Here is a 14,912-nt window from a genome sequence, read left to right as displayed (position 1 = left end):
TCACTCCTGTGGTCGTGATGGTGTGGTGAGGTTTGGGAAGTCAGGACTAGGTCTGCCGGACAAGCGCCCGATCGCTTCCCGGATGATGTCGGCGACGAGCGTTGGCGCCGTCACAATCGGCGTGTGGTCGACGGCATGTGAACGCACGGCAGCCTTCATCCGCGCCGCCATGCTGCGCTGAGTCTCGGGCGCGATCATCCGATCCTCCTCGGCGACTAGGAACCAGCTCGGGACATCCTTCCAGAGCGGGCGGCCGACCGGCACGGTGATGCAGGCTGGCGAGATCGGCCGCTGCACGGCGGCGAGCACCGCGAGGTCCTCGGCGCGCGCGCCTTGCGCGAAGGCCGATGCGAAGGCGGGCTCGGGCAGCCAGATCAGGCCGTTCGCGTCAGGTGCGAGCTTGGGCGCGAACGGATGCGGCGGTGCGCGATAGAACATTTCGGCCACCGTCTCGCCCTCGTCCGGCGCCAGCGCCGCGACATAGACCAGCGCCTTGACGCGCGGCGAGCGGGTCTCGGCGATCACAGCACCGGCATAGGCATGGCCTGCCAGCACGACCGGTCCCTCGACGCGGTCAAGCGTGCGGTTCAATGCGGCGACATCGTCGGCGAGGGACGTCAGCGGCAGCGGTGCCGCGACTGCGGTGATGCCTTCGGCGTCGAGCGCCGTGATCACCCGCGCCCAGCTCGACCCGTCGGCCCATGCACCATGGGCAAGCACCACGCTGACATCCTTGTTCGACATCTTGAGCTCCCTGGCATCAGGCAGATTTGCCTGTAACCTCTAAAATAGCATTTGACAGGTTACTGCGCTTATGATCCGACATTCGTAACTTGTCAATAGGCTTTAAGCAGGTTATTCGAAGAAGCCGGCTGGAGGACGTCACCGTGCAATCCCACCCGCCCGCGATGTTCATCGCCGATAGCTTGGGTCTCGATTTCATCAATTCGATCGCGACCCCGGTCGATACGCCGGTCGACTGGATCGCCGATGGGGGCGGCCTGTTGCGCTGGCTCGCACAGGCGAAGCTTGTGCCGTCAGATGTGCTCGACGAGCTGAAGACGCGCGCGGCGCCGGGCGAACTCGACAGCGTCGCCGGTCAGGCGCGCGATCTGCGCGAATGGTTCCGCGGCTTCGTCCGCAGGCATATGGGCCGGCCGCTGACGCCGCGGGCGCTCAGGGAATTGGAGCCGCTGAACCGGCTGCTCGAAACCGACGCTGCCTTCAGCAGGATCGTGGCGCATCGCCAAGAGGATGGCGAGTCCGGCCATGACGGTTTCGCGCTGGAGAAGACGCGACGCTGGCGCTCGGCTGAGTCATTGTTGCTGCCGATCGGCGAGGCGATGGCCAAGGTCGTCTGCGAGGAAAGCTTTTCCGACATCAAGGCGTGCGAGGGCCCGGCCTGCACGCTGATGTTTGCCGATCACACGCGGGCGCGTGCGCGCCGCTGGTGCAGCATGGCCGTCTGCGGCAATCGCGCCAAGCAGGCCGCGCATCGCAGTCGGATGAAGGACAGGGGCTGAGACCAGAGCACGCTTCGGTTCGACGTCGCCGGCCAGCTGATCCGCCGCCATGGCGCGAAAGGTAACGGCTCCTGACGGATCGCGCGCCTAACGGGAACTCAGAAATGCCTCCAGGCCGATCGCTCGGAAGCGCCTAAAACCGGAATGAAATCCATAGCGGTTTTCAACCATGCCCCTTGAGCCTTCCTCAACTTCCCCGGCCGATGCTTTGCCCGTCGCACAGGACCGACCAGGGATCGACAAGGAGCTTGAGCATGCCGGCCAAGGCACGAACGACCGCGAGCAACGCCACCGCGCAATCGCGCGAGGATATCCTGAACGCGCGGGCCATCAGCACGCTGGGCGCCGGCGTCGTCAACGCGATGAGCGCAGTCGGCGCCGCCGTCATCAAGAAGCACAAGCCGGCGCTCGGCAAGAGCCCGGATTGGTTCTGGCACGTGTTCGCGAAATGCGAGGCCAAGGCCGCGCGCGTCGCCGAGCAGGCCGCGCGCGATCCGGAGGCCTGTGGCGATGCCACCTTCATCGAGGTCTATGCCGCGCAGTTGCCGAAGCTGATGGCAACCGCACTCGATAGCCAGGAGAAGGTGCTCAAGGCGAAGTGAGGTCGCGTCAAGTGGAAGCTGACAACGGCGATCGTGCCGTTGTCGTTCCCCCGATCTCTCAATTGCGTTGCTGCGCAGAGCAGCCATGCGCCTGAAACCATAACCCGCCGCCGTTCGTAACCAACGGGTGGCAGAAGTCCGCGCCCGCGGGCTTCCGGATTTTTCAGTCCAAGGCGGTGGATGGTGAAGCACCTTGTTTCCGATGAAGAAAAGTGTGACGCGTGCAACGGGACCGGCTTTCCAGAGGTGAAGCAGCCGGGCGAGCCGGGACGGAAGATTTATCCCGAGCCCTGCAAGAAATGCGGCGGCAAGGGGCGAGTCAGGAAGGCGACGTGGGGCAAGTAGACGACTGAAGCAATCGGGTCTGTAGGGCGGGTTAGGCGAAGCCGTAACCCGCCACTGCTCCATCGCATAGAGTTGCGGCGGGTTACGCTTCGCTAACCCGCCCTACGTCTCGGCCTGCGCGCGGGGGGCGACCGCGTGTGACGCGCGTCACGGCGGCCATGCGCGCCACGAGCCATTGATAGCGCCATGAACGGGCGGTCTTCCCGTCAATCATGGAGCTGAAAATGACGTCCTCCCTTGCGATCAGTGTTTCCGATGACGGCCTTGCTCTGGTGCCGGAGCATGATCAAGCCGCCGCGTCCCTCGTTCCCGCCGATGCGGCCGGCGCGCCGCAGCGCCAGTTCTGGGAGACCGAGCACACCCGCCCGGATTTTCAGCCCTCCAACGAGGCAGCACCCGAGCTGGTCGCGGCCACCGCGAACTATCTCGGCGAATGCATGCGGCATCCCTATCTGCCGGTGTCCGAAATCCGCGCGCGGCAGTTCGCCCGCATCAAGGAGCTGGTCGAGCTCGCCTACCGCGACATTCCGGTCTACCGCGCCAAGTATGATGCAGCCGGCTTCAAGCCGGAGCATCTGCGCGACTATGACGACATCCAGAAGATCCCTGTTATCACCAAGCCCGAGCTGGTCGCGGCCTTCCCGGAGCAGTGCGTCAACAAGAAGTACAAGCCGGAGAATCTGTTTCCGACGCGCTCATCGGGCTCGTCCGGCCAGACCCTGCTGATCCGTGTCGACTATGACGCGGTGATCACCGACACCATCCAGGGCGTCCGCCAGTTCGCGATGCAGAGCGGCGGCAATTACCGCGCCGAGGATCTGCTCGCCCATGTCTACACCGTGCCGTGGTGGTTCGATTCGATCGGCGGCGACTATCCGACCGCCTTCATCTCGAACCTGATCCCGCCGGCGCGCGTCGCCCAGCATCTGCGCTATCTCGGGCCGAAGATCCTCTCGCTCTATCCGTCGAGCCTCGACGCGCTGATGCCGCATGTCGACGAGTTCCGTTCCTCGCTCAATCTCGCGGTGACGCATTCGGAATATTCCTCGCGCACTGCGCGCGCGGAATGGTCGCGCCAGCTCGGCGTGCCCGTGCTCGACGAATATTCCTCCGAGGAGGCGACGCGGATCGCGCTCGAGATGCCCGACGGCCAGTATCACGTCTGCGAGGACACCGTGCATCTCGACGTGCTCGACCCCGTCACGATGGCGCCGCAGGCTGCCGGCCAGTCCGGCATCGCCGTGATCACCAATTTGCTCAACGAGGCGATGCCGTTCATCCGCTACGTGCAGGGCGACTACATCACCCAGCCGGCCAACCCTGCGCCGTCTGATATCAACTGGTCGCAGATCGCCAGCATCGACGGCCGGCTCAACGACGCCTTCGTCAACCGCGACGGCCGCAAGGTCCCGGCGGGCAGCATTCTGGATGCGACCTATCGCTGGATGTTCGACTGCAATCTGCATCTGGCGCAGTTCGAGATCGTGCAACGCGGCGTCGACCTCGTCGAGGCGCGCGTCGTGCTCGGCCAGGATACGCCGATGTCACGGCTGCACGGCTCGGTCGCGCATCTCGAGGATCTGCTCGCAGCCTGCCTCGAGCATCCGGTCCGGGTGCAGGCCAACGCGCTGCTGGCGTTTCCGCCCAAGGTCGGCAAGCGCCGCCCGATCCGCCGCGAGATCGACTAATGCCGGCCACACGGATGGATGCCATGACACAGTCACTGAACCGCATCGCCGCCATGACGGCGCGCTATTACTACATCCTGCGCTCGTCATGGCTGCGGCTGCTCGAGATCATCTACTGGCCGGCGATGCAGATGCTGGTGTGGGGTTTCCTCTACACCTACCTCTATCAGAGCAAGTCGGCGATGGCCTCGACCGCCGGCCTGCTGCTCGGCGCCGTCCTGCTCTGGGACGTGCTGTTTCGCGGCCAGCTCGGCTTCACCTTCACCTTCCTGGAGGAGATCTGGTCGCGCAATCTCGCCAACCTGATGATGAGCCCGCTACAGCCGTTCGAGCTTGCGGCCTCGCTGATGCTGATGAGCCTGATCCGGCTGGTGATCGGCACGTTGCCGGTGACATTGCTGACGCTGCTGCTGTTTGGCTTCAATGTCTTTGCGATGGGGCCGGGGTTGATCGCGTTCTTCCTCAACCTCGTGCTGACCAGCTGGGCGATCGGGCTCGTCGTCGCCGGCCTCGTGATCCGCCAGGGTCTCGGTGCCGAAAGCCTCGCCTACTCGATCATGATCGTGCTGCTGCCGCTATGCTGCGTCTACTATCCGGTCGAGGCGCTGCCGGCCTGGCTGCATCCGGTCGCCTGGTCGCTGACGCCGACCTATGTGTTCGAGGGCATGCGCGCCGTGCTGCTCGACGGCACCTTCCGCACCGACCTGATGATCGAAGGGCTCGCGCTCAATGCCGTCTATCTCGGCTTGGGCTTCGCCACATTCGTTGCCCTGTTGCAGAGCGCCCGCCACAAGGGCGGCCTGCTCACCATGGGCGAGTAAGGGGAGACATCCATGAGCCGCATCGAACGCTTTTTGCCCCGCAGACATCTGACACCGGTGTCGCCAGACGCCACCCCCGCGCAGGACAATGCGCCTGTCAGCCTCGGTATCGATGAGGCGCCGGCCATCGCGGTCGAGGACCTCTGCAAGAAGTACCGCACCCATTGGGCCGTCGACGACGTGAACTTCAACGTGCCGAGGGGCTGGACCGTCGGCCTGCTCGGCGGCAACGGCGCCGGCAAGACCACCACCATCGCGATGATCATGGGCCTGGTGGTGCCAAGCTTCGGCCGCGCCATGGTGCTCGGCCACGACATGGCGACCGAGCGTCACAAGGTGCTCAGCCGGATGAACTTCGAAAGCCCCTATGTCGCATTGCCGGGACGGCTCACCGTGCGGCAGAACCTGACTGTGTTCGGACGGCTCTATGGCGTCGCCAATCTCAAGGCGCGGGTCGAGGAACTGATCGAGGATTTCGAGCTCGGCGACGTGCTCGACCGCGTCACCGGGCGGCTCTCGGCCGGGCAGAAGACCCGCGTCGCCGTCGCGAAGGCGCTGATCAACGACCCGGACGTGCTGCTGCTCGACGAGCCGACGGCATCGCTCGACCCTGACCGTGCCGAGTGGGTGCGCAGCCGGCTGCGCGCCTATCAAAAGCGCCGCGGCGCCACCATCCTGCTGTCCTCGCACAACATGACCGAGGTCGAGCAGCTCTGCGACTTCGTCGTGATCATGAGCCGCGGCCGCGTCGTCGCGATGGGGCGTCCGGGCGAGCTCGCCGAGCGCTTCAAGTGCCGCGACCTCGACGAGGTCTTCATCTATCTGGCGAGGGTCGCGTGATGCCCTCATTCGGTTCTCCGAACGACAAGCCGGTTGCGATCCGTCAGGAACGCCGTTCGGACGTGGCGGCGCGAGAGGGTCTGCTCGACGCTGCATTCGGTCCTGGCCGCTTGGCCAAGACCTCGGAGCGGCTGCGCGAGGGCCGCAAGCCTGCGCGCGGCCTCGCGTTTGTCGCGCGCCGTGGCAGCCACCTGGTCGGCACATTGCGGCTGTGGCCGATCGTGACCGGCACCGGTCACGCCTGCCTGCTGCTCGGCCCGCTCGCGGTGGCGGAGGAGGCACGATGCCTCGGCATCGGCGCCGCGCTGATGCGGCAGGCCTTGCAGCGGGCGCAGCGGCTCGGCCACCGCGCTGTCATCCTGGTCGGCGATGCAGCCTATTATGACCGCTTCGGCTTCTCGGCGGCGCAGACCGGCGCGTTCCGCATGCCCGGCCCGTATCAGCGCGATCGCCTTTTGGCCTGCGAACTCGTGCCGGGCGCGTTGCGCGGGGCGGGCGGCCTGATTGCCGCAGCCAGCCGGCCGCCATCGCGGTTGTCCGGGTTGGTGGACAGGATCGCCGGCAGCCAGGCCCCGCTCGGACAGCCGGCCTGATCCGGCACCTTTTCCGGCTTGGGGGGCCTTGGGGGCATGGCGGTTTGGTTGTTCTTGGCGTAAAGCAGCCCAAATCGTCATGCGGCTGTGCCGCCTGCCGGGTACGCAGCCTCAGGTCGTCCTGCTCGACGTTCTGCACCCGGACCAATCAAGGTTTTCCATCCAGTGCCCTTCCCGACCACAAGTTCGCCGCTCGCCCGCGCCTTGGCTGAGCGCAACTACGAACAGCCGACCCCTGTCCAGCTCGCCGTGCTCGCGGACGACGCCGTCGACCGTGATCTTCTCGTTTCGGCCCAAACCGGGTCGGGCAAGACCGTTGCCTACGGATTGGCCATGGCAAAGGACCTCCTCGACGGCGCCGAGCGGTTCGAGCCGGCCGCCGCACCGCTGGCGCTGATCGTCGCGCCGACGCGGGAGCTCGCCTTGCAGGTTCAGCGCGAGCTCGCCTGGCTCTATGAGCATGCGGACGGTCGCGTCGTTTCCTGCGTCGGTGGCATGGACCCGCGCCGCGAGCAGCGCGAGTTGGCCGCAGGCGCCCACATCGTGGTCGGCACGCCCGGCCGGTTGTGCGACCATTTGCGGCGGGGCCGTCTCGACATTTCGGGATTGCGGGTCGTCGTTCTCGACGAGGCCGATGAGATGCTCAATCTCGGCTTCCGCGAGGACATGGAATTCATCCTCGAGACCACGCCGGACACGCGCCGAACCCTGCTGTTCTCGGCGACGTTTCCGCGCGGCATCGTCGCGCTGGCCAAGCAGTATCAGCAACAGGCGTTCCGGATCGAGGTCGCGGGCGACGAGGGCGGCCACGCCGATATCGAGTACCGCGCCATCCGGGTGGCCGCCGACGATGTCGAGCACGCAGTCGTCAACGTGCTGCGCTTCCATGAGGCGCCGAGCGCGCTGGTGTTTTGCAACACGCGAGAAGCCGTCAGGCATTTGCAGGCGGCGCTGCTGGAGCGCGGGTTCTCCGTGGCCTCGCTGTCAGGCGAAATGACCCAGAACGAGCGCACCCAGGCGCTGCAGGCGTTGCGCGACGGACGGTCCAGGGTTTGTGTCGCGACCGACGTGGCGGCGCGCGGCATCGACCTGCCGAGCCTCGACCTCGTCATTCATGCCGATCTGCCGAAAGATCCGGAGGTCATGCAGCATCGCTCGGGCCGCACCGGCCGCGCCGGCCGCAAGGGTGTCAGCATCCTGCTGGTGCCGCCGGCACGGCGGCGGCGCGCCGAATTGCTGCTGGGTCTGGCCGGCATCGATGTGGTCTGGGGTTCTGCGCCGCAGGCGGACGAGATCCGCAAGCTCGATCATGACCGCCTGCTGCAGGACGCGGTGTTCTCCGAGGAGGTGAGCTCCGACGATCAGGTGCTCGCGCAGGCCTTGCTCGCCGAACGGTCGCCGGAGGCGATCGCCGCGGCGCTGGCCCGGTTTTATCGCGCGCGGCTGCCTGCGCCCGAAGACATTCTCGATCCCGGCGAGGGCCGGAGCCGCGACCGCGACGATCGCCGCGGCGAGCGCACCTCGCGCCGCGAGGATCGTCCCGCCGGGCCGCGATCGAAGACCGGCAAGGCCTCCCCGCGTCACGGCATGGAGGAGGCTACCGTCTGGTTCCGCGCCTCGATCGGACGCAGGAAGAATGCCGAGGCCCGCTGGCTGTTGCCGATGATCTGTCGTCGCGGCGGCATCGACAAGCACGACATCGGCGCCATCAAGATCTCGGATACGACCACCGAGTTCGAGATCGCCGCGCGGGTCGCGGAGTCCTTCGCCGTCAAGATCAAGCGTCCGGACAAGGAAGACACCATCCGCATCGAGCCGCTGGCGGACGCCCCGCAGCGGCAGGCCCCCTCGGATAAGCCGGCGCGCAAGCCCAGGCAAGATCCTTGGCGCGACAAGGATGACGGCGGGCACAGCGCACCGCGCCGCGACGAGCCGCGTGACGACGCGGCAGCAAGACGACGCGGCAAGCCGGACCGCGAGGCGCGAGCGTTTTCGAGCGAAGGCGCGGGCCGTTCGCGCGAAGACTACGCGCCAAGGCAAGAATCCGGAGCCCCGTTCCGATCCAATCGGGACGGAAAGGGCGCGAAGCCGAAATTCGACAGCGAGCCGGGGTTCGGCAAGAAAAAGAAGAATCGGAACAAGCCCGGCCAGGCCGGACACTGGCCAGACGTATCGCCCGCGAAACCGAAGTTCGGCAAGAAGCCAAAGAAGAAGCATCGCGGCTGAACTGGCGTCAGCGCGGCGCGGCGTTTCGGTCAGCATTCCGCGACGAGCCACGTCGCGAGAATACAGAACTGCGTCCCCACCAACACGCGTCGTCGCCCGGCTTGATGTGCGGACCGGGGACATGGGTAACACCGTTCGGAGACATGGGTAACGGGTTCATTTTGAATCGGTCCGTAGGTCGATGGATGCGATCTGGTTGGCTCCGAAGTAGACACCGAAGGTTCCGTCCGTGGCGAGTGGCCTGATGGCCAGGAGTTCGCCTCGGAAGGCTTCGGGAACGCGCCAGTGCCGCTTGCCGAAGCGGAGATTGGCCTTGAGCTGGTTGGCCCTCCGCACGATTGCCCCTTCCTCGTATTCGGGCTCAGGCAACTTGTTCGGCAACGAACGAAGGCTTGGCCGATACCGTTTCGCGGGCACATCGTAGTCCAGTGATTGGTGCGGTCGCTCGGTGTTGTAGACGTGCCGCCAGCGGTCGAATGCCTTTTGCAGATCGCGCGTGGTTCTGAACGTTGTCATGGACAGGACTTCGGTCTTCAGCGTGCGATGGAAGCGCTCGTTCTTGCCCTTGGTCTGAGGATGATAGGGACGGGCATAGATGACGTCGACGCCAAGCTTGAGCAGCCAGACCCGGAGTTTGGTCCATCGGACCTCGGAGCAGGTGCCCCAGGGCACGCCGTTGTCGACCAGGAACGCATTTGGCAAGCCGTAGCGGCGAAAGGTCTGCTCGAGATGCTGCTGGACCGTCTCACTCTGCTCGTTGGTGCAGGCCTGCAAGCACAGGGCGTAACGGGAATGATCATCGACCATGGTGAGCGGATGGCACATCTGCCGGTCGCCCAAGGGGAAGCGACCCTTGAAGTCCATCTGCCAGACGTCGTTGGGAGCCGGATGCTCGAAGCGGATGTATTGCGCCGGCTGGGCAGGCGGTGGAACGCGCTCATGCCGAGCCAGAATCGCGTGGATCGTCGAGGCCGAGGGGAGGCTTTTCTTCCGGTCCTGAAGGCGATGGCGGATCTTGCGAGCCCCCCATGCGGGATGCGCATCTCGAACCTCCAAGACGGCCGTTTCGATCGCCGTCGAACTTCGCGCCGGAGAGGCATGCGGTCGCCGGGGCCGATCCCGGGCCCAATCCTTCTCCGTAGCCTCTGCGGCGGTCGCCCTTGCCAGCCACTTGTAAGCCGTCTTCGGACTGATCTGGAAACGACGGCACAGCTCCCGCCGGTTCACATCCGGCTGCTGGAACAATCGAACGAACTCTTTCCTCTGGTCCATGAGTGACACCTCGCGCCACGGCATGTCGGCCTCCCAAGCCATTCCATGCCGTCGATGTGTTACCCATGTCTCCGAACGGTGTTACCCATGTCCCCGGTCCGCACACTTGACCGGGCGATCCAGTACGCCGCGGCTTCTCGGCTCAAGCGCCGGCGCCTCTGGAATACTGGATCACCCGCATGCGCGGGTGATGACACCGAATATGCTCTTTGACATAAGAAGCCGAACTCACGCCACCAGCGCGATCTTCGGCACGGTGGCGAGCACCGACTGGTTGCGGCCGTTGGCCTTGGCGGCGTAGAGCGCCTTGTCGGCGGCTTCGATCAGGTCGGACCATTGCTGGCCTGCGAGCGGCCGCATGCTGGCGGCGCCGATGCTCACCGTCGTGATCAGCTCACCCTCGCACCATTGCTGGACCTTGCCGCGGATGGTCTCGGCCAGGTTGAAGGCCTCGAGCGCGGTCATGTTGGGCAGCAGCACGGCGAATTCCTCGCCGCCGAAGCGCGCCGGGCAATCGCCGGCGCGGCGCACCGCATCCGAAATGCAGATCGCAATTCCCACCAGCACCTGGTCGCCGGCCTGATGCCCATAGGTGTCGTTGTAGGCCTTGAAATGATCGGCATCGATCATCAGCAATGCGACCGGCTGGCCGTAGCGGCCGGCACGACGCCATTCGCGGTCGATCTCGGCATCGAACTTGCGCCGGTTCTTCAGGCCGGTGAGCGCGTCGGTGGTCGCCAACTCCTCGAGCTTGTCCTCGGCGTCGGCGCGGCGGACGATCTCGCGGGCGAGCACCAGCGTCGCGCTGAGCACGAACAGCACCAGAAAGGCCATGATCGCGCCGATCCGGATCGCCTCGGTGCGCCATAGATTGAAGACGGCTTCGAGCGGCTTGCCGACCACCACGTAAAGCGGCCCGCTGCTGCTGCGCCTGACATAGAGCCGCGGCGTGTCGTCGACCGGGCCCTTACCCGAGAACGCGCCGCCCACCTTCAGGTTCTCGGATCGCCAGTCCAGCTGCTCGGCGAGGTTCTTGCCGATCACGTCGAGATCGAACGGTGTCCGCATGATGATGGTGCGGTCGTTGCGCAGCACCGTGATGGTGTCGCCCGGCGTGAGGTTCAGCCGCCCGAACAGATCGTGGAAGTAGCTGAAGCGGATCGAGCCGACCACGACGCCGAGAAAGCGGCCGTCCTCACCGGTGATGCGCCGGCTCAGCACGATGGCGTAGGCGCCGCGATGCAGCATCGGCCGGCTGACATACAGCCCGGTGTCGGGATGGTCGCGCTGGATCGTGAAATACTCCTCGTCGCTGCGGTTCTCCGGCTGCGGATCGAGGCTCGCCGCGTCGATGGTCAGATTGCCCTTGGTGTCGAACACCTGGATCGCGCCGAAATGCTTTGCGGTCGCGGCATGATCGAACAGGATCAGCTGGCGCAGTTCCTTGCTGACGCCGCGGATCTCCGGCATTTCCAGATTGCTGGCGACCGCGCGCAGCGACAGGTCGTAGAGCTCGATGTTGCGGCTGATGTCGGCCTCGATGCCTGACGCCAGATTCTCCAGGGTCCGGCGGGCCAGCTGCTCCTCGCCGCGGCGCATGTCGAACATCACGCCGGCGCAGATCGCGGAAAAGCCGAGGACCGTCGCAATCGACGCTGCGATCAGCAGCTTTGCCGATAGCCGCCAGCGCCGCCTTGCGTCGTTTCCCCGTCGAAATGGCATGTCCCGCTCCAAAGTGCCGTCATGCAACGGAAAATCTTGTTGTCGCCTTAAATGGCGACAGCGGTCGCCGAATGGGTTAACGGGTGGTTGCCGGACCCTGGTTTATTGTCATTGAGGATGTTGTGAACGACTACGACGCGCTGCGCGACTATCTGAAGAAGCAGCATTTGCCCGAATTCGTGCTGACCTTCGACGAGATCGAGGCGATCATCGATGCCGCGCTGCCGCGCGCCGCGCACCGGGCGTCGTGGTGGGAAACCCTGCGCAGCCCGCAGGAGAAGATGCCGCAGCGCGAAGCCTGCCTCGACGCCGGCTACATCGCCACGCGCCAGGCCGACGGCAAGAGTGTCAGGTTCAAGCGAATGCCGAAGCCGCGCTAGCTCGCGGCTTCCAGCCGTTCCTCGGTGAGGAGGCGCGTGGCGGCGTCGGCGTCCATCGGTTCGCCGAAGGCAAAGCCCTGCGCGTATTCGCAGCCGAGCTGGTAGAGCTCGACGGCGTCCGAGTCCGTCTCGGCGCCCTCCGCGACCACTTCCATGCCGAGATCGTGCGCCAGCGCGATGATCGATTTCAGGATCACCGGGCGGGTGCCGCGGCTGGTGGTGCGGACGAAGGACTGGTCGATCTTGATGGTGTCGAACGGGAAGCGCTGCAGATAAGACAGCGAGGAGTGTCCGGTGCCGAAATCGTCGAGCGACAGGCCGGTGCCGAGCTCGCGGATCCGCGCCAGCATCTGGGCGGCGTGCTCCGGATTCTCCATGACCAGCGATTCCGTCAGCTCCAGCTTCAGCGTGCCGCGCGCCACCGAGGAGCGCGACAGCACGGTGCGGATATCGTGGATCAAATCGTGGCGCAGCAATTGCCGCGACGACACGTTGACCGACGCGAAGATCGGCTCGCGGGCGCGCATCGCGCGCTGCCACACCGCGAGCTGACGCGCGGTCTGGTCCATCACGAACATGCCGAGATCGACGATCAGGCCGGTCTCCTCGGCGACGTTGATGAACTCCGACGGCGACATCCGGCCGAGCTTCGGATGGTCCCAGCGCACCAGCGCCTCGAAGCCGGCGATCGCGCGATCCTCCAGCCGCACGATCGGCTGGTACAGGATCGTGAGCTCCTGGCGCTCGATGGCGCGGCGCAGGTCGCTCTCCAAGGTCAGGCGGTCGGTCTTCCGCGCCCGCATCGCCGGCTTGTAGACATCGATGCGGTCGCCGCCGATCCGCTTCGAATGATACATCGCAAGCTCGGCGTCCTTGATGATCTCGTCGGTCAGCGGCGCCGCCGGATCGGACAGCGCAAGGCCGATCGAGGCAGTCAGGAAGATCTCGCGGTCGTTGAACGCGATCGGCGCGCGGATGGTCTTGCGGATGGTCTCGGCGAAATTGGTGATCCGCGCCGGGTCCTGCTCGGACAGCAGGATCAGGCCGAACTGGTCGCCGGCCATGCGCGCCAGCGTGTCCTGCGGCTTGAGGATGCGGGTCAGACGGCGCGCCAGCGTCAGCAGGATGGAATCGCCGACCGCGATGCCGACGGAGTCGTTGACTTGCTTGAAGCGGTCGAGGTCGATCACCATCAAGGTCGGCCGCAGGTTCGGCATCGTCTTGGCGAGGTTCGCCACCGCGCCGAGGCGGTCCATGAACAGCCGTCGGTTCGGCAGCCCGGTCAGGTTGTCGTGCACCGAGTCATGCAGCATCCGCTCTTCGGAGTTCTTGAACTCGGTGACGTCGGTGAGGGTGCCGACCACGCGCGAGACCTCGCCGTCGGAGCCGACCACGGGCCGCGCCTTCAGCGCGAACCACATGAAGTGGCCGTCGGGCGTACGCAGCCGGAAATCCTGCACCAGGCGGCCGCGGCGCTGGTCGAGCACGCTGTCGAGCGCGGCGCGGAAACGGTCCTGGTCGAGCGGGTGCAGAACTTCGAGCCATTTCGCCGCCGGGCCCTCCAGCGTGCCGCGCTTCAGGCCGAGCAGCGCCTCGGTCTCCGGGCTGGTGAACACCTTGTCGGCGGAGACGTCCCAGTCCCAGATCAGATCGCCGGAGCCGGTCAGCGCCAAGGCGCGGCGCTCGACATCGGAGACGACGCCGGTGGTGGCGCCGCCGCCGGCGAAGGCGTGCTGCATCACCGTAAAGCCGATCAGCATCACGATCAGCACGAGGCCGCCGAGCAGCGCCGGGCCGACGATGTCGTTGGTGACGGAACCCGCGACCGTCATGCCGGCCGCGACCACCCAGACCACCAGCAGGAACCAGGTCGGGATCAGCAGTACCGCGCGGTCGAAGCCGTGGGTCGAGAGGTAGACGATCAGCGCGAAGCCGGCGAAGGCGATCATCACCAGCGACATCCGCGCGATGCCGGAGGCAACCGCCGGATCGAACAGCGCCAGCGCCACCAGCGAGCCGAGGAAGACGAGCCAGCCGATCGTGATGTGCGAGTAGCGCACATGCCAGCGACTCAAATTCAGATAGGCGAACAGGAACACCAGCAACGTCGCGGCGAGGATTGCCTCGCCCGCCGCGCGCCAGACGCGCTCGGCGTTGTTCGACATGTCGAGCACCTTGCCCCAGAAGCCGAAGTCGACGCCGATATAGACCAGCACCGCCCAGGCCAGCGCGGCGGCGGCGGGGAACATGATGCTGCCCTTGACCACAAACAAGATCGTGAGCACGAGCGCAAGCAGGCCCGAGATGCCGATCACGATGCCCTGGTACAGCGTGAACGAGTTGACCTTATCCTTGTAGGCGTCGGGTTCCCACAGATAGAGCTGCGGCAGCTTGTCGGTGCGCAGTTCCGCGACATAGGTGACGACAGCGCCGGGATCGAGCGTGATGCGGAACACGTCGGCGGTCGGGCTCTCCTGCCGCTCCGGACGATCGCCGACCGACGGCGTGATGGTGGCGATGCGCGACAGGCCGAGGTCGGGCCACAACAGGCCGGATGACACGATGCGATAGTGCGGCGCGACGATCAGGCGGTCGAGCTGGTCGTCGGTGTTGTTGGCGAGTGCGAACACCACCCAGTTCTGGCCGCCTTCGCGGGCGCGAACTTCGATGCGGCGCACGATGCCGTCGGTTCCAGGTGCAGTGGAAACCTGGATGCGGTCGGTTTCGCTGCGCTGATGGTCGAGAACCGCGGTAAGGTCGATCGCCGGCGCATCGCTGCGCACGCTGACCGCGTCGATCGCATACGCGTCGGGCGCAGCGGCAAACATCATGAGGCCCAGCGCCAGCAGCGCAAGGCACCTGATCAGACGCAATGTCAGTACTCCGCGATCGACAAACTG

12 protein-coding genes are annotated in these 14,912 nt (G+C 65.8%); 8 read left to right on the top strand and 4 right to left on the bottom strand.

From position 1 onward, the window contains the following. Positions 1 to 744, bottom strand: a complete 744-nt coding sequence (locus tag AAFG13_RS22390) for an alpha/beta hydrolase (protein ID WP_342708233.1) — start codon at positions 742 to 744, stop codon at positions 1 to 3. A gap of 164 nt (positions 745 to 908) precedes the next feature. On the opposite strand from AAFG13_RS22390, the gene AAFG13_RS22385 reads away from it, so the two are divergent. The 7 genes from AAFG13_RS22385 to AAFG13_RS22355 all read left to right on the top strand — a co-directional run bounded on the left by AAFG13_RS22385 (position 909) and on the right by AAFG13_RS22355 (position 8,638). After that, a complete protein-coding gene (locus tag AAFG13_RS22385) occupies positions 909 to 1,523 on the top strand; it encodes an ABATE domain-containing protein (protein ID WP_342713377.1) in 615 nt (204 codons plus the stop codon). 254 nt (positions 1,524 to 1,777) lie between these two features. Next, positions 1,778 to 2,125, top strand: a complete 348-nt coding sequence (locus AAFG13_RS22380; protein WP_342708232.1) for a hypothetical protein — start codon at positions 1,778 to 1,780, stop codon at positions 2,123 to 2,125. Positions 2,126 to 2,694: 569 nt separating this feature from the next. Next, positions 2,695 to 4,158: a hypothetical protein gene (locus AAFG13_RS22375; RefSeq protein ID WP_342708231.1), complete on the top strand. Its 1,464-nt coding sequence runs from the start codon at positions 2,695 to 2,697 to the stop codon at positions 4,156 to 4,158. Positions 4,159 to 4,181: 23 nt separating this feature from the next. Beyond that, positions 4,182 to 4,979, top strand: coding sequence for an ABC transporter permease (locus AAFG13_RS22370; RefSeq protein WP_342708230.1), 798 nt, complete (start codon positions 4,182 to 4,184; stop codon positions 4,977 to 4,979). A 12-nt stretch (positions 4,980 to 4,991) separates the two neighbouring features. Then, on the top strand, positions 4,992 to 5,819 hold the full coding sequence (locus tag AAFG13_RS22365) for an ABC transporter ATP-binding protein (protein ID WP_342708229.1): 828 nt from the start codon (positions 4,992 to 4,994) through the stop codon (positions 5,817 to 5,819). Then, on the top strand, positions 5,819 to 6,412 hold the full coding sequence (locus tag AAFG13_RS22360; protein WP_342708228.1) for an N-acetyltransferase: 594 nt from the start codon (positions 5,819 to 5,821) through the stop codon (positions 6,410 to 6,412). Before AAFG13_RS22365 ends, AAFG13_RS22360 begins: the two co-directional genes overlap by 1 nt. Positions 6,413 to 6,577: 165 nt before the next feature. Then, the gene (locus tag AAFG13_RS22355) at positions 6,578 to 8,638 is read left to right on the top strand and encodes a DEAD/DEAH box helicase (protein ID WP_342708227.1); all 2,061 of its coding nucleotides are present in this window, start codon (positions 6,578 to 6,580) and stop codon (positions 8,636 to 8,638) included. Positions 8,639 to 8,794: 156 nt separating this feature from the next. Here AAFG13_RS22355 and AAFG13_RS22350 read toward each other — a convergent pair whose 3' ends face one another. Further along, entirely contained in the window at positions 8,795 to 9,934 is a 1,140-nt protein-coding gene (locus tag AAFG13_RS22350; protein ID WP_342708226.1) for an IS481 family transposase, read from the bottom strand. Positions 9,935 to 10,138: 204 nt separating this feature from the next. Beyond that, positions 10,139 to 11,632 (bottom strand): sensor domain-containing diguanylate cyclase, encoded by a 1,494-nt coding sequence (locus AAFG13_RS22345; RefSeq protein ID WP_342708225.1) that lies wholly within the window; start codon positions 11,630 to 11,632, stop codon positions 10,139 to 10,141. Between the two features lie 122 nt (positions 11,633 to 11,754). On the opposite strand from AAFG13_RS22345, the gene AAFG13_RS22340 reads away from it, so the two are divergent. Beyond that, on the top strand, positions 11,755 to 12,012 hold the full coding sequence (locus tag AAFG13_RS22340) for a hypothetical protein (RefSeq protein ID WP_212318358.1): 258 nt from the start codon (positions 11,755 to 11,757) through the stop codon (positions 12,010 to 12,012). On the opposite strand, the gene AAFG13_RS22335 is transcribed toward AAFG13_RS22340, so the two are convergent. Continuing rightward, complete coding sequence (locus tag AAFG13_RS22335) at positions 12,009 to 14,885, bottom strand: EAL domain-containing protein (RefSeq protein WP_171947977.1); 2,877 nt, start codon at positions 14,883 to 14,885, stop codon at positions 12,009 to 12,011. The two genes, AAFG13_RS22340 and AAFG13_RS22335, sit on opposite strands and share 4 nt — an antisense overlap. Between the last annotated feature and the right edge of the window lie 27 nt (positions 14,886 to 14,912).

It is taken from the genome of Bradyrhizobium sp. B124 (assembly GCF_038967635.1).
Taxonomy (GTDB): domain Bacteria; phylum Pseudomonadota; class Alphaproteobacteria; order Rhizobiales; family Xanthobacteraceae; genus Bradyrhizobium.
Note: the sequence above shows the minus strand (reverse complement) of the source record. Positions and strands in the feature narration are given on the sequence as shown.